This window comes from Mycobacterium sp. 2YAF39 (genome assembly GCF_052114565.1).
In the GTDB taxonomy this organism is placed as follows: domain Bacteria; phylum Actinomycetota; class Actinomycetes; order Mycobacteriales; family Mycobacteriaceae; genus Mycobacterium.
In genome coordinates this window covers 58,610-82,528 of the sequence record NZ_JBFREZ010000003.1, presented here as the reverse complement: position 1 = coordinate 82,528, position 23,919 = coordinate 58,610, and the positions used below count along the sequence as shown (strand labels likewise).

Below are 23,919 nucleotides of genomic sequence, written 5' to 3'. Positions count from 1 at the left end.
CGATTGTTGGCCGCACCGGTCTGCGGGTGGGCCAAGGTGTCCGGTGATCGGGAATTAGAAGTCCATTGGGTTGTCGAACTTCGCCCGCAGCACGGCACACACCTCAGCGATCGCCAGCCTTCCGCGGGCGGTGGCGTCGGATCGCATCAGAAATCCGTGATAGGCGCCGGGGTAGCGCGTAACGGTGGTTTGTACCCCCGCGTCTCGTAGCCGCGACGCGTAGCGCTCACCCCAGTCGCGAATCGGGTCACATTGCGCGGTCACCACGATGGCGGGCGGCAGTGCGCTCAAGTCCGCCGCATGGGCCGGCACCCGGTACTGGTCGTGCGGCGCACCGCTGCCGGCGTCGGCGAGCTCGTGCATGTAGACGATGTCGTCGTGACTGAGCATCGGAGCATCACCAAGTGCGACCATCGACTCCGCCGTCATGTCGCGGTCGAGGCCCGGGTAGAGCAAGACCTGGCACACGATCGTGGGGCCACCGCGATCGCGGGCCGCCAGAGCCACCGCCGCAGCCAGCGAGCCGCCCGCGCTGTCGCCCACGACCGCCATCCGTGTGACATCAACACCCATCTGCTCTGCGTGCCCCGCAACCCATTCAGTGGCCGCGTATGCGTCGTCGAACTGGGCGGGTGCGGGGAACTCTGGAGCGAGCCGGTAGTCCACGGACATCACCGTGGCGTTCGACTGGGCGGCAAGCGTTCTCGCCAGCGGCTCGAACGAATGGATTGACCCCATGACCATGCCGCCGCCGTGGAAGTAGACCAGCGCGGGCGCCGCCGACGCGGTTGAGGGGCGGTAGATCCGGACGGGAATCTGGCCGGCGGTTCCGGGGATTGTGCAGTCCTCGATATTCGCCATGGACGGCATGTCGTCGGGATGCGGTGCGGACTCGATCGCGTGGCGCACGGCCGCCAGGCCACGCACTCGCATCGGTGACATCGCACCGAACGAGGCGACTCGGGCGGCGGCGTCAGGGTCGAGGCTCACTGGTGCTCCGGGTCGAAACGACGGCCCGATCGCAACGCCGGCGGCTGTTGGGAGACAAGGACTTCTGCGCGTTCGGCCATCGCCGAGCCAACGTAGTCAGGTTGGGTGAGCAGGTAGAACCGCCCTTGGGCGGCTTGTTCGAACACCGCATCGGCGGCCGCGAGCGGATCCATCGCGTCGGCCTTGATGTCGAGCATGGCGCCGCGCTGTGACTCTGCGGCCGCGACATCGCCGGTGTCGACACCACCGGCGGACTCGAAGATGTTGGAAACCACGGCTCCCGGCAGGACCGCCTGGACGTGAATGTGACTGTGGCCGGCCAGTTCGACCTCGAGGCGCAGGCACTCGGTGAGCGCAAGCACCGCGTGCTTGCTCATGATGTATGGCGCTTGCAAGGGCACAGCGGCCACGCCGCCGATCGACGAGAGGTTCCACACCCACGCCGGTTCGCCGGCCGCGATCATCGGCGGCAGGAAGGCGCGCACCCCGTAGAAGACCCCGCTGATGTTGATATCCACCAGTCGATTCCAGTTCTCGACCGGGGTGTCCCAGAGATACCCGAATTGCTCCACGCCTGCGTTGTTGACCAACAGCCGCACTGGTCCGATATCGCGGTACGTACGCTCGGCCAGTTGCTCGACGGCGGCGGGGTCGCGCACGTCGCACACGACGTCTACCGCCGCGCCACCTGCGGCGGTCAACTCGTCACGGAGCTTGGCGACCGCGGCGCCGTCGATATCGGCGAGTACGACCGTCATGCCGAGTGCGCTGGCATGGCGGGCCAGTCCGGCGCCGATGCCGGCGCCGGCGCCGCTGATGACGGCGACGCCGCCATCGAATGGTGTGCTCACGCGCCTGCGACGGCCGGGTTGTTGGCGTGGTATTCGGCGAACGGAATCGAATCCTCGGCGTCGAGCACCACGCTCATGGATGCGAACACCAGCCCGTGATCACCACGGCGGATGCCGACGTCGACCACACCGCTGGACACGTCGAACGGGACGTTGTTGGTGATCTGGTTGACGTACAGATAAAAGCGCACGTTCGTGACCGCTCCGTCGCTGCCCGTGCGGAAGATATTCGTCGCGTGGTGACGCAGCGGGTAAGGGTTCTCGTCGCGGTGCTGGGTCAGCCATGCCAGTGTCTCGGCGCCACCATGTAGTTCGGCGGCCAGCAGATCCTCGAACGGACACTTGCCGGACTCGGAGCGGCTCAGGTACTCCATGTCGTCGCCGATCCGGATGGCGAGTTCGTCGAAGTGGCCTTGGTCGTAGTGGTACCAGAATCCGGCGATGAACTCCTGGATCTCGGACAGCGTGATTTCGTCGCTCATGTGAGCGAGTGAACACTCCGAATCTGGTTCGCAGATCGGTGTTGCCCGGTCAGTGGAACACGTGTTGCTCGCCGAAACGTGTGCGCAACTCTCGTTTGAGCAGCTTTCCGCTCGGGTTCTTGGGCAATGTGTCGACGAAGAAGACCCGTTTGGGCGTCTTGTAGCCGGCCAGGTGGCTGCGACAGTGGGTGAGCAGCTCCTCCTCGCCGGGGCTCCTGCCGTCGCGTGCGACGACCGCTGCGACGACGGCCTCCACCCAGACCGGATGCTCAAGGCCGAACACCGCGACCTCCTGGACACCGGGATGCCGGTAGAGCACCTCTTCGACCTCTCGGCTTGCCACGTTCTCTCCGCCGGTCTTGATCATGTCCTTCTTGCGGTCGACGACGTGCAGGAGCCCGTGCTCGTCGTAGTAGCCGAGGTCTCCGGAATGGAACCAGCCGCCGCGGAACGCTTCTGCGGTACGCACGGGGTCGTCGAGGTATCCCAGCATGAGGTGTGGTCCGCGGTGGGCGATCTCCCCGATCGTTCCGGCCGAAACGGGACTATCGGTGTCGTCGAGGATCGTCGTCTCGACGTTGAGGGCGGGCCGACCCGCTGCGCCGGCGTGATCCGCCTGTTCGGCGGGACCCAGTGCGCTTGCCAGGGGAGCCATCTCGGTTTGTCCGTAGAAGTTCCACAGCTGCAGGTCGGGTAGCCGATCGCGGAGCTCGAAGAGGATCTCCGTCGGCATCGCTGACGCACCGTAATAGCCCTTGCGTAGGCTGCTCAGGTCCACCTCCTCGAGCAACGGCGAGCGCAGCAGGCCGATCCAGATCGTCGGTGGGGCAAAGAAGTTGGTGACCCCGTGTTCTGCGATGCCGCGAAGAATCGGCTCGGGCTCGGGACGCGGAAGAATGATGCTCGTCGCGCCCAAATAGATGTCGGTGGCGAGAAAGTTGTCGAGTTGCGCGCAGTGATACAGCGGCATCGAGTGAATCTCGATATCGTCCTCCGACATCGACCCGGCGACGATGGTGCTGACGTAGTTGGACACGAGGCTGCGGCTGGAGTGCATCACCGCCTTCGGGCGCGATTCGGTGCCGCTGGTGTACATCAGGCGCAGCAGTTGATCGTCGCTCACCTCGACGGTCGGCACTGGGGTTGTGGTGGTGAGCCAATGCGCGAAATCATGCCAGCCGTACGGCGCGCGTCGCTCGTCGGCGGTCAGGGCCACCTTGATGATCACCGACTCGGCGCGGGCCATGGCCACCTCTGCCGTGGAGATCAGGTCGCGTTCGACGATGAATCCCCTTACACCGCTGTGGCCGAGGATGAAGGCGATCTCGTCGGCGGTGAGCATGAAGTTGATCGGCACCAGTACGACGGCCGCCCTGGCGGTGGCGAATGCGAGGACGGCGTACTGCCAGCAGTTGTGCGCCAACAGTGCGATGCGATCTCCTGCTTCAAAACCGTTGTCCCGCAGAGCCGCGGCCGCACGATCCACCAGGGCGTCGAATTCGGCGAAGGTCAAGGTGACCTCCCCGTCGATGAGTGCGACCTTGTCGGGGTGCCTGCGGGCGCTCCGGCGGGGGATGTCGCCCAGTGTGTGGCTGCGCGCCTGCATATGTGTGTCCTTACTGCGCGAGGTTCAGTTCGCGGCCGATGATTTCGCGCATGATCTCCGAGGTGCCGCCATACACACGCGTGACCCTGGCGTCGATCGCAGAGCGTGCGATCGGATACTCGCGCATGTAGCCGTAGCCGCCGAACAGTTGTTGGCAAGAGTCAAGGCAGCGGAACTCCATCTCCGTCGCCCACAGTTTGGCCTTGGCGGCATCGGCGGGCGACAGCCGGCCCGCATTGAGTTCGATCACGCACCGGTCGATGAACGCCTCGGCGACCGACACCTCGGTGGCGACGTCGGCGAGGACGAATCGGGTGTTCTGCAGTGCCCCGATGGGTTTACCGAATGCGCTGCGGTCGCGCACATGGTCGATTGTCCATGCCAGCGCCGTACGGGCGCGGCCGAGGCTGCCGACCGCGATCTGCATCCGCTCCTGCGGCAGATTGCTCATCAGGTACTCGAATCCCCGCCCCACCTCGCCCAACACGTTGTCTTTCGGCACCTTGACGTCAGTGAGGATCAGCTCCGACGTGTCTTGACAGTGCAGTCCGAGCTTGTCGAGGTTGCGGCCGCGCTCGAAGCCGGGCATGTCGCGCTCGAGCACGAGCAGTGTGAGACCACGGTGCCGGTCGGGCGAGGTGCGCACGCAGGTGATCACCAGATCGGCGTTCTGTCCGTTGGTGATGAACGTCTTCGCGCCGTTGACACAGAAGTGATCACCGGCATCGAGGGCCGAGGTGCGGATGCCGGCCACGTCGGAGCCCGCGCCGGGTTCGGTCATCCCGATGGCTGCGATGAGGTCTCCGGAGACGAAACCCGGCAGCCATCGCGCGCGTTGTTCGGTGGTGCCCAGGTCGGCCAGATAGGGCAGGCAGATGTCGTTGTGGACCGCGAAACTCAAGCCGACGGCGCCGCAGTCCGCGTCCATGAACGATTCGATCAGGATCTGGTTGTAGCGGAAATCCCGTGCCCCGACGCCACCGAAATGTTCGTCGGCGTCAAAGCCGAGCAGCCCGACCGCTCCGGCTTTGGCGAACACCTCGCGGGGGACGATGCCGTCGGCCTCCCAGTCGGCGATGTACGGGGCGACCTCCTTGCGCGCGAAGCCACCAACCAGTTCTCCGAACGCGCGATGGTCGGGTTCGTAATGCATGCGCTGCATCGCCGCAGCGTAGGCAGATCCACCGACGGGATCGGATGAGTGTCCCGCTCAGTAGACATGACCGCGCTTCTGGGTCATCGGGACGCCGATACTCCGTTGTCGTGACCACTGATGCCGAAGCCGCTCCTGCGACCGCCGGTGCGCGGATCGATCCCGTCGAACTGCGTGCGAACCTGCGTCAGGCCGATCCCGGTGTGTTGGTCGCGGTCCTTGCTCAACTCACCGGTGACGCGTCGGTGATCGACACGTTCGGGCCGGCGATTTCATACGTGCCCGACCCGCCGGAGCGCGCGGGTGTCACCGACCCTGAGACTGCGGAGGCGTTGGTGTCGGCCGTCATCGATGCGCTGGCCGCCCTCGAACCCGGTGTCGCCCATGATGCTGACCTGTTCGTGCGGTTGCTGCCGGTGGCACTAGGTTCCGATGTCGATGATGAGTTCGTTCCGCTGTTGCTCGAACAGGGTGGCTTTCAGCTGTCGCAACCGACATTGCCTCGCACAGTGCCGATTCCGGCGACGACGACCGTCGCGATCATCGGTGCGGGTCTGGCCGGCATCGTCGCCGCGCTCGCTTCCGCGGATGCGGGGGTCGCCTATGAGATCTTCGATCGCAACGACGAAGTCGGCGGTACGTGGCTGACCACGACCTATCCGGGGATCGGCGTTGATACGCCGTCTGCGTACTACTCGCTGTCACGCGAGGTGAATCCCGACTGGACGAGTTACTACCCGCAGGGCGCGGAGTACCAGGCCTACCTGGTGGCGTTGGCCGACAAGTACGGGCTGCGCGACCACATCCGGTTCGGGACCGAGGTCGAGGCGTTGGCGTGGGACGACGAGCGCAAGCAGTGGCGGATCGAGGCCGTGGACCGCGACGGCAATCACGTGGTCAGCCATGCCCGCGTCGTGATCACCGCGGCGGGTTATCTCAACCGCCCACGCTGGCCGGAGGTGAGCGGCCGGGAGACGTTCGCGGGCACCAGTATTCATTCAGCTCAATGGGACACATCGCTGGACCTGACCGGCAAACGGGTGGCGATCATCGGCGCCGGGTGTACGGCGGTGCAGATCGTCGACGCCTGTGTCGACGAGGTCGAGCACCTGACCGTTTTCCAACGCCAGCCGCACTGGGTCGCGCCTCGAAGGAGACCCACCGACGACGTGCCCGAATTTCGCCGTTACCTCGGCCGCCACGTTCCGTACTTCGCGAACTGGCACCGGCTCAAGTCGTACTGGGCCACATCGGACAACAACTATCCGGTCATCCTGCGGGATCCGGAATGGGCCAAGGATCACCTGTCGATCTCGCAGGCCAACGACGTACTGCTGCGGCTGTGTCAGGAGTACATCGACCGAACGTTCGGAGCCGAAAGCGAATTGGCGAAGAAGGTGACTCCTGACTTCGCGCCGTATGGCAAGCGCATCATTCGCGATCCCGGCGGGTACTACGCGGCGCTGGCTCGCAGCCACGTTGACGTGGAGGCCGCCGAACCGGCCGAGGTCAACCAGACGGGGATCTTCACGGCCGACGGGCGCCACATCGAGCTCGATGTCATCGTCTATGCCACCGGCTACCACCTGGACTTCCTGTCCACGATCAACATCGTTGGTCGCGGTGGGCGCAGGCTCGCCGACGAATGGGGCGACAGCCCAAGCGCGTACCGCGGTGGCACGGTGCCCGGCTTCCCGAACCTGTTCATCAACTCGGCGCCGAACTACAGCCCCGGCCACGGCGCGGGCGCCAACTTCTCGATGGAGGTGATGGCGCACTACATCATCGAGTGCCTGCAACTCATGGCGCTGCGTGACGCGAAGACGATGGAGGTGACGCGGCAGGCGTACGACGACTACGTCGCTGCGATCGACGAGACGATGGCGGGCACCGTGTGGTGCCACACGCCGAACGCACACACCTATTACCGGTCCGGCTCCGGCCGCGTGGTGGTGGCCACTCCGTATCGTTTGGTCGATCTGTGGCAGCAACATCGGGCGCCGATCGAAGAGCATTTCGCACTGCGATGACTCAATTGCTCAGCGGTAAAACCGCGCTGGTGACCGGCAGCAGCCGGGGGATCGGAAGGGCGATCGCACAGCGCCTGGCCGCCGAGGGAGCGACCGTCGCGGTGACGGCGCGATCATACGAACCCTCACCTTCGGTGCGGGCAGGCAAAGCATCGGCATTGCCGGGGACGATCGGCGAGACCATCGAGCTGATCGAACGATCGGGCGGGACCGCACTCGGTTTCGCCGCCGATCTTGAGGATGGTCTGCAGCGCGACCGCCTGGTCGACGACGTGCTCGAACGCACCGGCAGCATCGACATCCTGGTCAACAACGCGGGATTCGCCGACTATGCAATGGTCGACGACATGTGCCTGGACACGTTCGACCGCACGGTGGAGCACTATCTGCGCACACCGTTCGTCCTCGCCAAGGCTGCGATTCCGCATATGCGAAAACAGGGCGCGGGCTGGATCGTCAACATCGGTTCAGTCACCGGACTCGCGCCGGTCCGGCCCTACCGCGAGTACAACAAGACGTCGGGCGACGTGATCTATGCGTCGCTGAAGGCCGCGCTGCACCGGTTCACCCAAGGGGTTGCCGCCGAGGTGCTCGACGCGAACATCGCGGTCAATTGCGTGGGTCCGTCCACTGCGGTGCGCACACCCGGTGCCGCACAGCTGATCCCGGACACGTTTCCGACGGAACCGGTCGAATATCTCGCTGAGACCGTGTTGGCGATGTGTCACCGGCCCGCGGCCGAGCGCACCGGACTGGTCGCGTTCAGCCTGCACTACCCGTGGACCGTGCAACTACCCGTGCGCAGCCTCGACGGTGCCACGGTGCTGCCTCCGCTGGAACCACCGGCAACGGCCAATCCGAATATCGAGCCCGCCGGTATCTAGGCCGGCACTGACGCGTCCACATGGCAGAAGCTGTGACAGACGCGATCGCGGACGATGACCTCCGGGCATTCTGGGTCGAACCACCGATCGACGTAGGCCCAGTGGATCGGGTGCATCAGATACGGTCCCATGAGGCCGTCGACATCAGTGAATTCCTGTTCGAAGACATGGGTCCACGGTGATGCGCCGATCGCCCTCTCGACACGGCTGAGCTGCCACGAGGTGATGGTGCGGACGTGGCGTGTCAGCAGGCGCAGGTCGGCTTCGAACCGCTCGACCGTGTTGTCATCCGTACCGGGGGCCACCCTCAGGAGCAGCGAGCGAAAGACGGTGGCCCGCTTTCCTGTACCTGTTTCGCGGGTGACGCCCCGATATTCGGCGCCGTCGACGCGGGTGATCGCCCGGGTCGTGAGCGCCGAGGCGAATTGCGGAGCGACCGTCGCCCACTGGTCGGAACTTCCGAAGCGCACATTCATCAGGATGTCGCCACCGTTGCGGACGCCGGGCAGCGTCTTTCCGATGACAACACGTTCGGCCCCGGACGCATCAGCGGTGGTGCGCAGCTTCGTCACGAGAGCATCCGCATCGGTGTTCTGCGCCAGATGAATCAACCGCGTGACGCTAAACATCGCAGAGCCCGTCGATATCGTCCGGCGCTGCCGCGACGCTGCGGGAACGCTCGGACACGAGCGCGGCGACGCCGTCCCACCATTGCCCGACGCTGGCGTCGGGGCGACCCTTCCACGTCATCTCCCACCAGGCCTTCGCGCCGGGAAGCGACCAGGTGATCGTGACGGTGTTGCTCTGGTCGGCAAACCAGATCGGGGGACTGACAAGTATGTTCCGCAACGACATTCCCCGTTCGCGGGCGCCGGGGACGTACTCGGCGAGGTAGCAGTCGATGAAGTCCTTGGCGCAGCCCGGTCGCGTCACGACCTGGTCGACCACGTAAACGTCAGCCATGAGCGCCGACGAAGAGCGAGGCCACGTGTCCGCACACTTCCTTGCGCGCCTGCTGAGCCAGGTCCAGCATCGGCATGGTCATGAACCCGTGGATGCCGCCGTGGTAATTGAGACGCGTCACCGCCACACCTGAATCCTCCAGCGCATCACCGTAAGCGCGTCCCTCGTCGCGCAAAGGATCGTGGCCGGCGGTGACGACGACGGCCGGCGGAAGCCGCCGCAGGTCCGCGTTCAGCGGTGCGGCGTAAGGATGTTCGCGGTCGGCGGGTGAGGGCACGTACTGATCCCAGTACCACTGCAAGGCACTACGGGGATTGTAGAAGCCCTCGCCGAACAAGCGGTACGACTCGTTGTCGAAAGCGGGGGAGATCATCGGATAGAGCAGCAGCTGGGCCGCCAGCGCAGGTGCTCCGCGATCGCGCGCCATCAGTGCGACCGTCGCCGCGATGTGGCCACCCGCACTGTCGCCGCCGACCACGATGCTGCCGGGATCGCCGCCGAGCGCATCGGCGTTGCGGGCCGCCCAATGCGTAACCGCGAAAACGTCTTCCGCCGCGGCCGGCCACGGGTGCTCAGGTGCGAGCCGATAGGCAACGGAAACCACCACGGCGGGAATCAGATTCGTCAAGCTGCGGCACAGCCCGTCGTGGCTGTCCAGATCACAGAACACAAACCCGCCGCCGTGGGCGTAGACCACGGTGGGCACCGGCCCTGATGCTGTTGCGGGGCGATAGATGCGCACCGCGATGTCGCCCTCGGGCCCGCGCACAGACGCGTCGCGGACCTCGCCGACTTCTTCGGGTGCCGGCGCGGCGACGAAGCGGGATCGGATCGTCGCGCGCGCCTCCGCACCGGTCATGCTGTGCACGGGTGGGAATCCGGTGTCGAGCGCCGCGATGATCTCGGCGATCTGCGGATCCAGCGTCATGCGTACTGCAACTCCCGGACGGGCGGCACCGCGCTCCGCAAGGGTCGCGCGTGCTGCAGGGTCGGCGCCACCCGCTGAGGTCCGTCCTCGACGTCGCGCCAGATGCCCATCGCGGTCATGCGCACAGGCGCGGCGAGACGCTGGTCGAACATCATCCGGCCGACGGGCCCACAGACCGACACCGCTGCGACAGCTTCCCCCGGAGCGCCGATGGGTGCTGCGACACAACCGAATCCGGGCACCGACTCCTCGCGGTCGAACGCGACGCCGCGGCCCCGGACACTGTCCAGTTCGGCGCGCATCTGCGCCGGTGTGCTGATCGAGTATCTGGTCTTGCGCGTGCCCAGATCGACGATGTCGGTCTCATTGTTGTACGCGAGCATCGCCTTGCCCACCGCTGCGCAGTGCGCAGGCTGGCGACCGCCCACCCGGGTGGGTATCGCCGCCATCATTCGGTCACCGATCTTCTCCAGGTAGACCACGTCTGAGCCGTCGAGGATTGCGAGGTGTACCACGAGCCCCGTCGCGCGGTGCAGATCGTGGAGCAAGGGGATCGCCGCCCGGTGCAGCCGGTCCTGGTGCACGGCGAGCGAACCGAGTTCGACGAGCCGCATCCCCAGCTCGTAGTCGCGTCCGCTGCGCCGCAGCCAGCGCAGCGCAACCAACCGCTCGAGCATGCGGTGCGCCGATGACCGGGGTAGGCCCGTGCGCCTCACGATCTGGGCCAGATTCAGGCGTCCCGGCCCGTCGAAAGCGTCCAACACCAGCGACACCCGATCGATGACGGCACTCGGGGTTTCAACGGCGGTGGTCATAACGCCTCCTTGCGTCTATATGACTAATAGGAATATGCCTAGTTGTACCATAGTGGTGTGGCGGCTGTCACTATGTATCGCGATATGTGCGCGACGCGTCGCGATTTCTGCGTGAGGGTCGCCAGATCGCCGGGGCGACAGCCCTGGTGCAGGATCGGCGAAGCGAACGAAGAGGAGTGTCAGCCCTTGGCGGCGGCGCGCCCGGCGCGACGGCCGTAGAAGCTGCCGTCGCCCAGCGAGATGCCGCTGGCATAGCCCCACGCCGCGACACCCGCGGTGCAGCGGCCCGCGGCGTACAGGCCGGGGATCGGCGCGCCGCTGACGTGCAGCACCTCGGAGTCCAGCGTGGTCTTCAGGCCGCCCAGCGTGAAGCCTGCGCAACTTGCCCGAAGGTCGACGGCGCCGACGGGCGTGCCGATGGGCTTGAGCCATTCAGGCTTCTTGTGCAGTAACGGATCCTCGCCGCGCGCAGCGTTGTCGTTGTAAACACTGACGGTTGATTGCAATGTCCCCGTGGGGAGGCCGATCTCGGATTCGAGTTCCGCGACCGATTCGCAGACCCATGTCGCCGGACGTTTCAGGAACGGCGTCGGCGATGTCGCGGCCATCGCGTCCTCCTGTGCGTCACCGTCGATGATCAGGTAGGCGGTGTCGTCTTGGTGGTACAGCGTGAGCTGCCCTATTCGTCCGGAGTACATGTCCTCGGGCACATAGCGTTGTCCGCGCCCGTTGACGAGGATGCCGCGAACCGTCTGCTGCGGGTCGACCAGGAACGCCACCTCGGTGGCGTCCATATGGGCCAGATCTGCGCCGAGCGCCTGGGCCATCCGGATCGCCTGCCCGTCATGCTGTTCGATGGACGCGGCCGGACGCCCGACGAGCCGTGGCGCGTACTGCGCGAGCATCGCGTCGTTGTAGGCGAAGCTGCCCGCGGCCAGGACAACGCCTCGGCGCGCACGGATCGCAACGGACTTTCCGTACTGGCGGGCGACCACCCCTGCGACGCGACCGTCGGACGCCACGATCAACGCCGATGCATGCACGTCGTACACCGCGCGCACGCCGGTGGCGGCGGCAGTTTCCACGAGCGGCTTCATGAGCATGTAGCCGGCACTCGCCTCGCCGGCCTTCTTGTTGGCCATCTGCGGAATATGGCCGCGGGGAGCGGGTTTGGCGATCGTGTTGAACGGATAGGCGTTCTCGCCGCCGGTGAACATGAGTCCTTCGTCCCCGGGTGGCTCCCAGCCGGGCTCGCCCCAGAACACCGGCTTGAACGGCACGCCGCAACGCACCAGCCATTCGAAGTGGTCGACGCTCCCGGCACAGTAGTCACCCACTCGGTTCGCGTCGGCGCCCGGACCCATCGCCACGTTGAGGAATGCGGCCATGTTGTCGACGGAATCGTCGAAGCCGCACGCTTTTTGCAGGGCAGTGCCCCCGCCGAGGTAGATGAACCCGCCTGCCATGGCGGCCGCCCCGCCCCACCCGCCGGTGCGCTCGAGGACGAGCACGTCGGCGCCCATCGAGGCGGCCTCGACCGCCGCGGCCGCGCCGGCGATGCCGTAGCCCGCGATCACGACATCGGCTTCGAAATCCCAACTCTCGATCTGGTCAAGTGCCCTGGGGTAGACGTCGGTATCCATCGGCTACATCCGCATCGCAGCGGGCGGTTCGCCGAGCCACTGGTGGCCCCAGTAGCTGTCGGCGGTGATTTCCTCTGCGGTGTAATACCTTTCGTCGACGCGCATACCCTCAGTGCCGAACTCGATGTCCCAGTCCCCGGGTGCGCGAACGTAGAACGACACCATCTTGTCGTTGGTGTGCCTGCCCAGCGTCGAGGACACCTGGAAGCCTTCCGCGTTGACCCTGTCGAGCGCCTGCCCGACGGCGTCGAGGCTGTCGACCTCGACCATGACGTGGACGACGCCGGGCTTGTCCTGATTCATCGCCGGGCAGATCGCGAGGCTGTGATGCCGCTCGTTGATGCCGAGGAACCGCACGCGTATGGGGCCGAACTCCGGTGGGGCGGGCACCCGGAAGGCGCCACGCGAGCGGAAACCCAGGACGCCGGTGTAGAAGTCGAACAGCCCGCTCGCATCGTGCGCAGGCATGACCACATGGCCGAGACCCTGAGCACCGGTGACGAACCGGGCCCCGAACGGCGTGACAACCGGGCTGTGGTCGAGCACCGCACCGTGGAAGACCTCGATCGTCCTGCCGGCCGGGTCGTCGAACGTGATGACTTCCTCGACCCGGCGCTCGTCGGCCTCGGCGGAGGACAGCTCCTTGAGCGCGACACCGGCGGCGTCCAATGTGGCTTTGAGCTCCACCAGCGCGGCGTGGTCGCGCACCTCCCAGCCGACGGTGAGCACCTGGTCGATCTCGCCAGGGACGACGATGATGCGCGCCGCGCGTTCATCCATCCGCAGGTACAGCGCCGAGGGGTCCGGACCCTTACCCTCGGCGAATCCCAGTACGCCGAAGGCGAACTGGCGCCACCGATCGATATCGCTGGTCGCAACGGTGATGTAGCCGAGGCTCTTGAGGATGCTCATCGCTCAGATCAGCGCCCGCAGCGGACCCTGGGGGTCGACACCGAACGAGCTCAGTGCGGACGCGTGATAGGGGGTGCCGGGAATGTGGATCGCGTGGGCCAGGCCTGCGTGCGCGTCGCGCCAGAAGCGTTGCAGCGGTTTGTCCATTCGCAACGCATTACCTCCCGAGCGGGCGAAGATCTGGTCGACCGCGGCGACCGCGCGCCATGCCGCGCGCACCTGTGTGCGGCGACCCGCGGCGCGGTCCTCGAAGGACACTTCCTTGCCGGAGTCGACGATGTCGTAGATGCGGTCGGCATTGGCCAGCAGTTCCTGCCGGGCGGCGTTGATGTCTGCGGCGGCCTCACCGATCGCGTACATGACGTACGGGTCGTCCTTGACCGCGCCGTACGCGCCGACTCGGTCACGCTGATAGTCCAGGTGGGCGGCGAGGGCACCTTCGGCGATGCCGATCACCGCGGACGTGATACCCAGCGGGAACATCGTCGACCACGGCATCAGATACAGCGTCGACGTCATACCCGCCTTGCGCTGGGCCGTGCCGTCCATCACCTCGGTGGCGTCCATCGTCCGGTAGTCGGGGATGAACGCGTCTTTGACGATGACGTCCTTCGACCCGGTGCCGCGCAGACCGACCACGTTCCACGAGTCCTCGACGATCTCGTAGTCCTTGCGGGGCAGGATCATGTGCAGCATCTGCGGCGGCATCAGGGGTTTTCCGTCGGCGTCGCCCAGCATCGCGCCGAGGATGATCCACTCGCACTGGTCGGTGCCGGAGCTGAACTGCCAGCGCCCATTGAAGATGTAGCCGCCGTCGACCGGCTTGGCCACCCCCTGCGGTGCGTAGGGGGACGCGACCCAGGTGTCGACGTCGGAGCCCCAGATCTCCTCGGCGACCCGGGGGTCGGCGTAGGTCAACTGGTAGGGGTGAACGCCGACGACGCCGTTGACCCACCCCGCGGCGGGATCCAGCGACGCCGTCGCCATCACGGTCTCGGCGAATTCGCGCGGGTGGACCTCGTAGCCGTTGTACTTGGCCGGCTGGAGCAGCCGGATGTTGCCCGCCGCCTTCATGGACTTGGTCGTCTGGTCGGTGAGCTGACCGATCTTCTCGGCCTCGGCGCCCTGCTCGCGCAGTTGGCCGGCCATCTCCATCACTCGGTCGATTACCCGCTCGGTCATGGTGTCGTCCTTACTATGTGGGCTTGATTCATGGTCTACCTCAGTTCGACATGGCTGCGCAGCCAATCCCGATCAGCGGAATATGTCGGTTTCAGAAACTCTCAGAACTCAATGCACACCGTGTCGGACGCTGGTCGTGACTGACACGCCAGGATCAGTCACGCCTGGCCCGGCATCCGTGAAAGGCGACGTCGAGCGTCCGGTCACCGGGAAACGACCCGGGTCGACGCGCGCGACGACCTACCGTGTGGTCGTGAGCAACCAGGCAGACGTAGACGTCGTCGTCGTGGGCGCAGGGTTCGCCGGAATCTATGCCTTGCACAAATTCCGGTCTCTGGGATTGACAACGCGGGTATTCGAGGCTGCGCCGGAGGTCGGCGGCACCTGGTACTTCAACCGGTATCCCGGAGCGCGCTGCGATGTCGAGAGCGTCGACTATTGCTATTCGTTCTCCGACGAGCTGCAACAGCAGTGGTCGTGGAGTGAGAAGTACGCGACACAGGCCGAGATCCTGCGGTACCTGAACTGGGTCGTCGACACACTCGACCTGCGCGACGGAATCACATTCAACACCCGCGTCGCGTCGGCGGTGTTCGACGACACCGCTATGCGCTGGACGGTCAGCACCGACACCGGCGAGTCGGTCAGCGCGCGGTTCTGCGTGATGGCGACGGGACCGTTGTCGGCGGCGTTGACGCCGGACTTCCCGGGTCTGTCCACGTTCGCAGGCGAGGTGTACCACACCGCGCACTGGCCGATAGAGCCCGTCGACTTCACCGGCAAGCGCGTCGCGGTGATCGGCACCGGATCGTCGGGTATCCAGTCGATACCACTGATCGCCGAGGCGGCCGACTCTCTCGTCGTGTTCCAGCGCACCCCTAATTACAGTGTGCCTGCAGGTAATCGCCCGCTCACCGACGAGGACGTCGCCGACTACAAGGCTGGGTATGACGAGCGCAGGCGATTGTCGTGGCGCAGCGGCGGCGGCTCACCGCACATCGCACATCCCAAGCTGACCATGGAGGCCACCGCGCAGGAGCGCAGGGCCGCTTTCGAAGAGCGCTGGGAACTCGGCGGCGTGCTGTTCTCCAAGACCTTCAGCGACCAGATGACCGACATCGACGCCAACGATCAGGCCCGTTGGTTCTACGAAGAGAAGGTCCGCGCCGTCATCGACGATCCCGCCGTCGCGGATCTGCTGATCCCGAACGACCATCCGATCGGGACGAAACGAATCTGCACCGACACCAACTACTTTCAGACCTTCAACCAGCCGAACGTGGAACTCGTGAGCGTGCGCAGGACGCCCATCGAGTCCATCGACGCCAGTGGAATCAGCACAACCGACGCGCACTACGACCTCGATGCGATTGTGCTTGCCACCGGTTTCGACGCGATGACGGGCGCCTTGGCCAAGATCGACATCGTCGGGCGGGAAGGGCACACGTTGCGCGACGACTGGGCCGGCGGCCCGCGCACCTATCTCGGGTTGTGTGTCGACGGTTTCCCGAACCTCTTCCTCGTTTCGGGGCCCGGTGCCCCCGCGGTGCTGGCCAACATGGTGCTGCACGCAGAAGCCCATGTGAACTGGATTGCCGATGTCATCACCTATCTCGACGACCACGGTCACACCGCCATCGAGGCGTCCTCCGACGCCGTCGAGGACTGGAACGCTGAATTGAACCGTCGCGCGGACGCGTCCCTGTTCACAAGGGCTAACTCCTGGTATCTGGGGGCGAATGTGCCTGGTAAGCCACGGGTTTTCATGCTCTTCATCGGTGGGTTCGCTGTCTACCTCGACATCTGTAACGAGGTCGCCAACGCGGGCTACAAGGGGTTCACCCTTCTGAAAGCGCCGTGATGTCGGGACTTGACGACAAGGTGGTCGTCGTGACCGGCGCCGCCAAGGGGACCGGGCGCGTCCATTGTCAACGATTCGCCGACGAAGGTGCGGATGTGATTGCACTCGACGCGGCCGATTTCGGCGAGGAACTCGAGGGCACCGCAGGGCAGGTACGTGATCGCGGCCGGCGATGCGTGGCGGCGACCGCCGATGTGCGCGACGCCGAGGCAATGTCCGCCGCGATCGACGCCGCGGTCGGCGAACTGGGCCGGCTCGATGTCGTCATCGCGAATGCGGGCGTGCACACCGCAGGGGCGCCGGCATGGGAGCTCAGCGAGGAAACCTGGCAGAACACGCTCGACATAAATCTGACAGGGGTATGGCACACGGTGAAGGCGGCGGTACCGCATATCGGTGCGGCCGGGGGATCGGTGGCGATCATCAGCTCGACGAACGGGCTACGCGGTACCGCCAACACCGCGCACTACACCGCGAGCAAGCATGCGCTGGTCGGCCTTGCCCGCACACTGGCCAACGAACTGGGCCCGCAGCGAATTCGGGTCAACACCGTTCATCCGGGGGCGGTCGGCACCGCGATGGTGCTCAACGAGGCGACATTTCGGCGTCTTTGTCCTGACCTTCCGAGCCCGACGGCGGCCGACGCCGCAGAAGTGCTCAAGGCGCGCAACCTGTTACCGATCGGCTGGGTGGAACCAGTCGACATCGCCAACGCGGTGGTCTTCCTCGCCTCCGACGAGGCCCGCTACATCACCGGCACCCAGCTCGTCGTCGATGCCGGCCTGACGCAGAAGACGACATGACCGGACGGCTTGGCGGCAAGGTCGCTCTCATCACCGGCGCAGCGCGCGGAATCGGCCGGGCGCAGGCGGTGCGCTTCGCAGAAGAGGGCGCCGACATCATCGCGGTGGATATCTGCGGGCCGGTGGACACCGTCGTGATTCCGCCTGCGACTGAGGAAGATCTGAACGAGACCGCGAGGCTTGTTCGTGACGCGGGCGGACGGATCGTCACCGGCGTCGGTGACGTTCGTGAAATAGAAGCGCTAGCCGAGGCCACAGAACGGGGTGTCGCCGAGTTCGGTGGGCTCGACATCGTCTGTGCCACAGCGGGTATCACATCGCGTGGGTTCGCAACAGATATGCCCGAGCCGACATGGCAGACGATGCTCGACATCAACCTGACCGGTGTCTGGCACACCTGCAAGGTCGGCGCGCCGCACCTCATTGCGCGTGGATCGGGGTCCGTGATCCTGGTGAGCTCGATCGCCGGCCTGCGTGGTCTACTCGGCGTGGCGCACTACACCGCGGCCAAACACGGCGTCGTCGGGTTGATGCGCAGCCTCGCCAATGAGCTGGCCCCGCACGGTGTCCGGGTCAACTCCGTTCATCCCACCAACGTCGACACGCCCATGATCCAGAATGCTGCGGTCGCATCCGCCTTTCGGCCGGACCTGGACCGGCCACCCAACCGCGACGAGTTCGCCGAAGCCGCAAAGAGCATGAACATGCTCGACATTCCCTGGATCGAACCCGTCGACGTCGCCAACGCGTGTCTCTTCCTCGCCTCCGATGAGGCCCGCTACATCACGGCGGTCACACTGCCTGTCGACGCCGGGAGCACGCAGCGCTGAACGCTCAGCGGGTCAAGAACCCGAGCACCGTGCTCTCGAACGCAGCCTTCGCCTCGATCATCGCCCAATGTCCGCAGTTCGGGAACACGTGCAGTTCGGCGTTGGGAATGGTGCGCATCGGGATGAGTGCCATGTCCAACGGGCTCACCCGGTCGTCGCGGCCCCACGTCAACAGGGCAGGTGCCTTGAGCTTGTGCATCGTCGCCCACGGCATGGGGGCATCGCTCGCCCGCATCCCCGCCATCATCTGCGCGAACGCCGCCTTCCCGTACATGCGACGGGCGCTCTCCAGCGTCGGTGGATCAGTCGCCAGTGCCCACCGCTCCTCGATCAGCTCCTCGGTCACCAACGCGGGGTCGTACACCATCGAGTTCAGCCAGTCGACCAGTCGCTGCCGAGTCGGGTCCTCGGTGAACTCCTGCAAGAGCCTGATGCCTTCACTCGGCCCCGGCGAGAAGATGTTCGTGCCGATCCCGCCGATCGTGACAAGACGCCGCACCTTGGCCGGCCGATGGATCGCGTAGTTGATGCCGACAGCGCCACCCATCGAATTGCCGATGATGTCAACGGAGTCCAGGCCCAGCGCGTCGACGAAGGTCCCAACGGCGCCGAATGCGGTGATCATCGGGTGGCCACCGAAGTCGTCGCTCACCCCGAAGCCGGGAAACTCGAGGACCAGGCAACGGAAGTGCTCGGCGAAGGTGCCGAGAATGCCGCGGAAGTTTCGCCAGCCTGTCACACCCGGACCGGAGCCGTGCAGGAGCAGCAGGGGAGTGCCCGCACCCGCTTCGTGATAGCGAAGAACGCCCGCCTCAGTAGGTATCTCGCGAAGCGTGCCGTCGTAGGTCAACTCTGCTGTCATCACCGATCCCGTCGCCGACAAATGGGCCATATCCCATACTGGCATCGTGACATACGGCGGGGTGGCCACGCTCCCGATGAGCGGGCCATGAGCGACAACGGGATTCACTCGTTCACGTTCAGCCGCGACGACGGCGTGCCGCCTGCCGTGGCGCCGTTCGCCCATGCCACCGCGGCCGGGCCGACGTTGTACGTGACGGGCCAGATGCCCACCGACCGCACTGGATCACTGGTGGGGCAGGACGTCGCCACGCAGACCGATCAGGTGCTTCGCAATCTGATCCGCGTCACCGAGCTCTGCGGTGGCACCTTGAGCGACGTGGTGGCGGTGCGCGCCTACCTCATCGACTGGAACGACTACGACGCCTTCAATGCGGCATACGCCCCCTGGTTCCCGGATCGACTGCCGTCGCGCACCTGCGTCGGCGTGACCGGCCTGGCAGTCGGCGCCCGCGTCGAGATCGATTGGGTGTGCTGGCGCAGCGCCGGCTGGTCCCGAGAGGATGGATGATCGATGGACGCGAAAGCGGTCAGCCGCTTTGTCGACGAGTACCTGGACGGCTTCGCGGCGTGCGTGCGCGGCGAACGGGAGATCGCGGCGCTGCTGACCTTCTACGGGGTGCCGCTGATCATCACCAGCGACGACGGCGTCATCGCGCTCACGGCCGAGAGCGATGTGGCAGCCGTCATACAGGGTCAGGTCGACGGGCTGCGCGCACTTCGGTATCGCCGCACCCAGGTCCTTCAGTCCGAAGTCGTCGACCTCAATGCGGTTTCAGCTCTGTATCGCGCAAGCCTGGCCCGCTATGACGACAAGGGCGACGAAATCGACTGTCCGACAATCACGTACGTCGTGACCGACGGAGACGACGGGCCGCGGATCACGATGCTGGCGGCCCACGGCGGTTAGCGCGTGGCGCCGGATTCGTCGACCAGGTCCGGCTCGTCGACCGCGTCGGGCTCGTCCACCGGGTCCGGCTCGTCGATATCGAAGGTGGCGGGCGGTTGCGCGGGTTGTTGCACCGACGACAACGCGACGCCGAGCGCCAGGAAGAACAGGATGAACAACGGTCCGCCCAGATAGAAGTTCATCGGACCGCCCGGTGAGATGAAGCTTCCTGGGGGGCCGATGATCGTGATCGTCTCGATCAGTTGCTCGACGGTGAAGACCGCAGCGGTGATTCCGAGCCATCGGGGGAACCGGCCGGCGTTGGCCGCCATCAGAATCGGCACGGCGACCATGATGTTGGCGATTGTCCGTATCGGTCCCCACATGGTCACGACATCGGCGATCGTCCGCGCGGTCGCCGAGCCGAGTTGGTCGGGGTGCAGCGCCAAGCCGGCGGTGATCCATATCGCGATGAACACCTGCACCAGCAGCGCCGCGGCACCGATGGTGAACACGTAACTGGCGGGCCCTGTCAACCGTTCCCGGGCGCAGCCGAGAAGCACCACCAGCGCGAGGGATCCGAAGGCCAGGAGCAGCGCCTGCGCGCGTATCGCGCCGGCGTGCTCGTTGACGTATGCGACGATGTCGGCTCCCGGCCTGTCGATACCCGGCAGTTTCGGAATCATCAGCAGGGCAACGGCGTACATCACTGCGAACGCGACCCCGGCCATCATCGGGGTACGACGCTCCATGATGCACCCCCTGTGTGCCGACAATTAGACGCGCACGCCGGAATTCCATCGTAGACAACGTGGTTATCCACAACCGACATTTGATCCCCAGCGCGCCCTGCGTGTCCCCGGCCTCGGCGGGCGCGGTCGGAATCCCGGCCTACCTTCGCCTCATGCGAACGGAATTGCCCGCCGAGCGTCTCCACCGCCGTCTCGGCGCAGAGGCCGAACCCGATACGGACACCGAAGGTGACCCCGAATCCGACACGTCGTTGTCCCGGTGGTTGCCCGACGCCAAGTCGGGCGGCGCATCGAGCTGGATCGCGGCCGTGCGAGCCGATCCCGGGCGTGCAGGGGTGATCGCGCTCGGTGCCGTGGGAGCGGTCGCGGTGCTTGTCACGCTGTTCACGCTGGCGCGTGACGACTCCCCGCCGGTGGCCTCGGCCAAATTGCCACCGGTTCAGATGGTTTCGTCGGCGAGTCCGGCACCCTCGCCGTCACCTGATGAACCCGTCGTGGTCAGCGTGGTCGGCCTCGTCGGCAAGCCGGGTCTGGTGACGCTGGATCCGGGTGCTCGGATCGCCGATGCTCTCACCGCCGCGGGCGGCCCGCTCGGCGGCGCAGATCTGCTGGAGCTGAATATGGCCAGACGCCTCGCCGATGGTGAACAGATTGTGGTGGGTATCGCGCCTGCACCGGGTGAGCCGCCGGTGATGGGCAGTTCGGTCAGCCCCGGCCCGGCCCCGGCCGCATCTTCGGAGACGCCGGTGATTCCCGGCGACGCCTCAGCGTCGGGCGAATCGGTCGACCTGAACAGCGCAACCGTTGAACAGCTGGACACCCTGCCTGGAATCGGTCCGGTGACCGCGGCCGCGATCGTTGCGTGGCGTGACGCCAACGGGCGATTCAGCAGCGTAGAGCAACTCGGTGACGTCGACGGCATCGGGCCGGCGCGGCTGGAGAAGCTTCGCGACCGCGTCCATGTGTGACGTCGGTGGACACCGGGACCGCTCGACTCGACCTGCGTCTGGTGCCGGCGGCGGCTACGGGATGGATCGTTACCGCAGCCGGAATCCTCTGGCAGGTAACGGGTTTGGTCGCCGCACTCGTCGTCTCCATCGTGCTCACGGCTGCGGCGGGATGGTGGTCCCGACGCCGTGATGAGGGGGTGGATGGTCGTGCCATCGGCGCGGGCGTGCTCGCGGTCGCGGTGGTCGGCCTGGCGTTCGCGATCTCGGTGGGTCTGCGTGTCGACGCGGTGCGACAGCATCCGATCGGCCAGCGCTTCGGCGCGATCGCCGCCGTCGTCGTCACACCGGTGGAAAGCCCACGCAGGCTGGGTGGTGACCGGATGATGTTCCGCGCATCGCTGACGGTTCTCGACGGATACGAGACGAACGCAAGGGTCGTCGTTTTCGCCTCGGCCACCGCGTTTTCCGAGCTGTCTGCAGGCCGTCCCGTCGGCTTTCGTGCCCGAATCGGCCGGCCGATGCGGCAGGATCTCACGGTTGCGGTGCTGTCGGCGACAGGTGCGCCCTCGATGGGTGAAGCGGCCACGGTCTACCGGACCGCGCACGACATCCGGGCAGGATTCGCCGATGCGGCGCGTAGTGCATTGCCGGCTGACCAGGCGGCGATGCTACCGGCGCTGGTGCTCGGTGACACATCGGCGCTGTCGCAGGAGATGACTGCGGAGTTTCGCGCGTCGGGGCTGACTCACCTGACCGCGGTGTCCGGCGCCAACGTGACGATCGTCTGCGGCGCAGTGCTCTTGAGCGCAGGCCTGGTCGGTCCGCGGGTATCGGTGGTGCTCGCAGGATTCGCGCTGCTTGTGTTCGTGATCGTCGTCCAGCCGTCGGCGAGTGTGCTCCGCGCCGCGGTCATGGGCTCAATCACCTTGTTGGCGGTGCTGTCTCACCGCCGCCGCCAGGCGATCCCGGCGCTGTCGGCGACGGTACTGGTGTTGATGATCGCGTCACCGGAACTGGCCGTCGACGTGGGTTTCGCGCTGTCGGTGTCGGCGACTGCGGCGTTGGTGGTGATCGCGCCCGTGTGGTCGCGGCGGCTGGTCGGCCGCGGCTGGCCCAAACCGCTCGCCGACGGAGTGTGCATCGCCGTGGCCGCGCAACTGGTCACCGCTCCGTTGATCGCCGGGGTGTCGGGCACATTCAGCGTCGTGTCGGTCGCCGCCAACCTCGCGGTGGCCGCGGTTATACCGCCGATCACTGTGGTCGGGACCGGCGCCGCGGCGCTGAGCCCGTTCTGGCCCGCCGGTGCGGATCTGCTCATCCGGTTCACCGGCCCCGAATTGTGGTGGTTGTCGAACGTTGCGCACTGGGCGGCGAACGTCCCTGGCGCGTCGGTTTCCGTGCCATCCGGACTGCTTGGCGTGGTCACGGTCGCGACAGTGGGAGTCGCCGCGGTCGTGGCGTGGCGATGGCGGTGGACACGGATCGGCGTATGCGTGGCGATCGTGGTCGCGCTGGCGTGGACGGTGTCGGGTCTGTCGGGTGGCCATGACACGATCGTGGGGTGAGTGAGGACGCGTCACGCCTGCACCTGGCGCTCGGCGACGAGGAACTGCTGGTCGAGCGGGCGGTGTCGGACGTGCTCCGAGGCGTCCGGAAACAGGCGGGGACCGATGACGTCCCAGTGGACAGGCTGCGTGCCGGCGAGGTCAGCACCAGCGAGCTCGCCGAACTGCTCAGCCCGTCGCTGTTCGCCGACGAACGTGTGGTCGTGCTGGAGTCCGCCGCCGAGGCGGGCAAGGACGCGGTCGCGCTCATCTCCGATGTGGCCGCCGATCTGCCGCAGGGCACCACGCTGATCGTCGTGCATTCAGGAGGTGGTCGCGCCAAAGCGCTGGCCGACAAGCTGAAAAACCTTGGTGCACAGGTACACCCATGCGCCAAGATCACGAAGTTCGCCGACCGCGCCGATTTCGTGCGACGCGAGTTTCGCGCGCTGAAGGTCAAGGTCAGCGACGACACGGTGACTGCGCTTCTCGACGCCGTCGGCTCCGACATCCGCGATCTGGCCTCGGTGTGCTCGCAGTTGGTGGCCGACACCGACGGCGACGTCGACGCCGCAGCCGTGCGTCGCTACCACTCCGGCAAGGCCGAGGTGAAGGGGTTCGACATCGCCGATAAGGCGGTCGTCGGCGATGTCGCGGGCGCCGCCGAGGCGCTGCGCTGGGCGATGTTGAGTGGTGAGCCTCAGGTCGTGTTGGCCGACGCACTGGCCGAGGCGGTGCACACGATCGCCCGGGTGGCGCCGCTATCCGGGGATCCCTACCGGCTTGCGTCGGAGCTGGGGATGCCGCCGTGGCGGGTGCAGAAGGCGCAGAAGCAGGCCAGACGATGGTCGCGCGCGTCGGTTGCGGAGGCGATGCGATTGGTCGCGGCGCTGAACGCGGACGTCAAGGGAGCCGCAGCGGACGCCGACTATGCGTTGGAGTCAGCGGTGCGGAAGGTCGCCGAACTGGCGGCTGACTGAAGCGGACTGA

24 protein-coding genes are annotated in these 23,919 nt (G+C 66.2%); 10 read left to right on the top strand and 14 right to left on the bottom strand.

The window, feature by feature from the left end; translation table 11 throughout:
• Window positions 1-54 precede the first annotated feature (54 nt).
• The 5 genes from AB4Z42_RS09775 to AB4Z42_RS09755 are packed head-to-tail and all read right to left on the bottom strand — an operon-like array spanning window position 55 to window position 5,091.
• Window positions 55-942 carry an alpha/beta hydrolase gene (locus AB4Z42_RS09775; RefSeq protein ID WP_442009547.1) on the bottom strand — a complete coding sequence of 296 codons (888 nt, stop codon included), beginning with the start codon at window positions 940-942 and terminating at the stop codon, window positions 55-57.
• Between the two features lie 44 nt (window positions 943-986).
• Window positions 987-1,841 carry an SDR family NAD(P)-dependent oxidoreductase gene (locus tag AB4Z42_RS09770; protein ID WP_442008973.1) on the bottom strand — a complete coding sequence of 285 codons (855 nt, stop codon included), beginning with the start codon at window positions 1,839-1,841 and terminating at the stop codon, window positions 987-989.
• Window positions 1,838-2,323, bottom strand: coding sequence for a polyketide cyclase (locus AB4Z42_RS09765; RefSeq protein WP_442008972.1), 486 nt, complete (start codon window positions 2,321-2,323; stop codon window positions 1,838-1,840). The genes AB4Z42_RS09770 and AB4Z42_RS09765 overlap by 4 nt, the downstream gene beginning before the upstream one ends.
• A gap of 49 nt (window positions 2,324-2,372) precedes the next feature.
• Entirely contained in the window at window positions 2,373-3,929 is a 1,557-nt protein-coding gene (locus AB4Z42_RS09760) for a fatty acyl-CoA synthetase (RefSeq protein WP_442008971.1), read from the bottom strand.
• A gap of 10 nt (window positions 3,930-3,939) precedes the next feature.
• The gene (locus tag AB4Z42_RS09755) at window positions 3,940-5,091 is read right to left on the bottom strand and encodes an acyl-CoA dehydrogenase family protein (RefSeq protein ID WP_442008970.1); all 1,152 of its coding nucleotides are present in this window, start codon (window positions 5,089-5,091) and stop codon (window positions 3,940-3,942) included.
• A 35-nt stretch (window positions 5,092-5,126) separates the two neighbouring features.
• Here AB4Z42_RS09755 and AB4Z42_RS09750 point away from each other — a divergent pair, with 35 nt between their 5' ends.
• Window positions 5,127-7,112: a flavin-containing monooxygenase gene (locus AB4Z42_RS09750; RefSeq protein WP_442008969.1), complete on the top strand. Its 1,986-nt coding sequence runs from the start codon at window positions 5,127-5,129 to the stop codon at window positions 7,110-7,112.
• Window positions 7,109-7,996, top strand: coding sequence for an SDR family NAD(P)-dependent oxidoreductase (locus AB4Z42_RS09745; RefSeq protein ID WP_442008968.1), 888 nt, complete (start codon window positions 7,109-7,111; stop codon window positions 7,994-7,996). Before AB4Z42_RS09750 ends, AB4Z42_RS09745 begins: the two co-directional genes overlap by 4 nt.
• Here the strand turns inward: AB4Z42_RS09745 and AB4Z42_RS09740 are convergent.
• The 7 genes from AB4Z42_RS09740 to AB4Z42_RS09710 all read right to left on the bottom strand — a co-directional run bounded on the left by AB4Z42_RS09740 (window position 7,993) and on the right by AB4Z42_RS09710 (window position 14,439).
• Window positions 7,993-8,625: a Dabb family protein gene (locus AB4Z42_RS09740; protein WP_442008967.1), complete on the bottom strand. Its 633-nt coding sequence runs from the start codon at window positions 8,623-8,625 to the stop codon at window positions 7,993-7,995. The genes AB4Z42_RS09745 and AB4Z42_RS09740 overlap by 4 nt on opposite strands.
• Window positions 8,618-8,959, bottom strand: coding sequence for a hypothetical protein (locus AB4Z42_RS09735; protein WP_442008966.1), 342 nt, complete (start codon window positions 8,957-8,959; stop codon window positions 8,618-8,620). Before AB4Z42_RS09735 ends, AB4Z42_RS09740 begins: the two co-directional genes overlap by 8 nt.
• Window positions 8,952-9,887: an alpha/beta hydrolase gene (locus tag AB4Z42_RS09730; RefSeq protein WP_442008965.1), complete on the bottom strand. Its 936-nt coding sequence runs from the start codon at window positions 9,885-9,887 to the stop codon at window positions 8,952-8,954. Before AB4Z42_RS09730 ends, AB4Z42_RS09735 begins: the two co-directional genes overlap by 8 nt.
• On the bottom strand, window positions 9,884-10,702 hold the full coding sequence (locus tag AB4Z42_RS09725; RefSeq protein WP_442008964.1) for an IclR family transcriptional regulator: 819 nt from the start codon (window positions 10,700-10,702) through the stop codon (window positions 9,884-9,886). Before AB4Z42_RS09725 ends, AB4Z42_RS09730 begins: the two co-directional genes overlap by 4 nt.
• Window positions 10,703-10,881: 179 nt before the next feature.
• Entirely contained in the window at window positions 10,882-12,345 is a 1,464-nt protein-coding gene (locus tag AB4Z42_RS09720; protein ID WP_442008963.1) for an FAD-dependent oxidoreductase, read from the bottom strand.
• A gap of 3 nt (window positions 12,346-12,348) precedes the next feature.
• Window positions 12,349-13,257 (bottom strand): biphenyl-2,3-diol 1,2-dioxygenase, encoded by a 909-nt coding sequence (gene bphC, locus AB4Z42_RS09715; RefSeq protein WP_442008962.1) that lies wholly within the window; start codon window positions 13,255-13,257, stop codon window positions 12,349-12,351.
• A 3-nt stretch (window positions 13,258-13,260) separates the two neighbouring features.
• Complete coding sequence (locus tag AB4Z42_RS09710) at window positions 13,261-14,439, bottom strand: acyl-CoA dehydrogenase family protein (protein WP_442008961.1); 1,179 nt, start codon at window positions 14,437-14,439, stop codon at window positions 13,261-13,263.
• Between the two features lie 253 nt (window positions 14,440-14,692).
• Between AB4Z42_RS09710 and AB4Z42_RS09705 the strand changes: the two genes are divergently transcribed.
• Genes AB4Z42_RS09705 through AB4Z42_RS09695 form a run of 3 tightly spaced genes read left to right on the top strand, consistent with a single transcriptional unit; the run spans window position 14,693 to window position 17,933 of the window.
• Window positions 14,693-16,300: a flavin-containing monooxygenase gene (locus AB4Z42_RS09705; RefSeq protein WP_442008960.1), complete on the top strand. Its 1,608-nt coding sequence runs from the start codon at window positions 14,693-14,695 to the stop codon at window positions 16,298-16,300.
• On the top strand, window positions 16,300-17,103 hold the full coding sequence (locus AB4Z42_RS09700) for a mycofactocin-coupled SDR family oxidoreductase (RefSeq protein WP_442008959.1): 804 nt from the start codon (window positions 16,300-16,302) through the stop codon (window positions 17,101-17,103). The genes AB4Z42_RS09705 and AB4Z42_RS09700 overlap by 1 nt, the downstream gene beginning before the upstream one ends.
• A complete protein-coding gene (locus AB4Z42_RS09695) occupies window positions 17,100-17,933 on the top strand; it encodes a mycofactocin-coupled SDR family oxidoreductase (protein WP_442008958.1) in 834 nt (277 codons plus the stop codon). The genes AB4Z42_RS09700 and AB4Z42_RS09695 overlap by 4 nt, the downstream gene beginning before the upstream one ends.
• A 4-nt stretch (window positions 17,934-17,937) precedes the next feature.
• Here the strand turns inward: AB4Z42_RS09695 and AB4Z42_RS09690 are convergent, their stop codons facing one another.
• Complete coding sequence (locus AB4Z42_RS09690; protein WP_442009546.1) at window positions 17,938-18,795, bottom strand: alpha/beta fold hydrolase; 858 nt, start codon at window positions 18,793-18,795, stop codon at window positions 17,938-17,940.
• A gap of 87 nt (window positions 18,796-18,882) precedes the next feature.
• Here AB4Z42_RS09690 and AB4Z42_RS09685 point away from each other — a divergent pair, with 87 nt between their 5' ends.
• Together AB4Z42_RS09685 and AB4Z42_RS09680 are read left to right on the top strand one after the other, a co-directional pair.
• Window positions 18,883-19,305: a RidA family protein gene (locus AB4Z42_RS09685; RefSeq protein WP_442008957.1), complete on the top strand. Its 423-nt coding sequence runs from the start codon at window positions 18,883-18,885 to the stop codon at window positions 19,303-19,305.
• 3 nt (window positions 19,306-19,308) lie between these two features.
• Window positions 19,309-19,704 carry a DUF6841 family protein gene (locus AB4Z42_RS09680; protein ID WP_442008956.1) on the top strand — a complete coding sequence of 132 codons (396 nt, stop codon included), beginning with the start codon at window positions 19,309-19,311 and terminating at the stop codon, window positions 19,702-19,704.
• Here the strand turns inward: AB4Z42_RS09680 and AB4Z42_RS09675 are convergent.
• Window positions 19,701-20,435, bottom strand: a complete 735-nt coding sequence (locus AB4Z42_RS09675; RefSeq protein ID WP_442008955.1) for a hypothetical protein — start codon at window positions 20,433-20,435, stop codon at window positions 19,701-19,703. The two genes, AB4Z42_RS09680 and AB4Z42_RS09675, sit on opposite strands and share 4 nt — an antisense overlap.
• A gap of 152 nt (window positions 20,436-20,587) precedes the next feature.
• Between AB4Z42_RS09675 and AB4Z42_RS09670 the strand changes: the two genes are divergently transcribed.
• From AB4Z42_RS09670 to holA, 3 genes are read left to right on the top strand one after another with little or no spacing between them, the layout of a single operon-like run.
• Entirely contained in the window at window positions 20,588-21,403 is an 816-nt protein-coding gene (locus AB4Z42_RS09670) for a ComEA family DNA-binding protein (RefSeq protein WP_442008954.1), read from the top strand.
• A 5-nt stretch (window positions 21,404-21,408) separates the two neighbouring features.
• A complete protein-coding gene (locus AB4Z42_RS09665; RefSeq protein WP_442008953.1) occupies window positions 21,409-22,950 on the top strand; it encodes a ComEC/Rec2 family competence protein in 1,542 nt (513 codons plus the stop codon).
• Window positions 22,947-23,909: a DNA polymerase III subunit delta gene (gene holA, locus AB4Z42_RS09660; RefSeq protein WP_442008952.1), complete on the top strand. Its 963-nt coding sequence runs from the start codon at window positions 22,947-22,949 to the stop codon at window positions 23,907-23,909. Before AB4Z42_RS09665 ends, holA begins: the two co-directional genes overlap by 4 nt.
• Window positions 23,910-23,919: the final 10 nt, after the last annotated feature.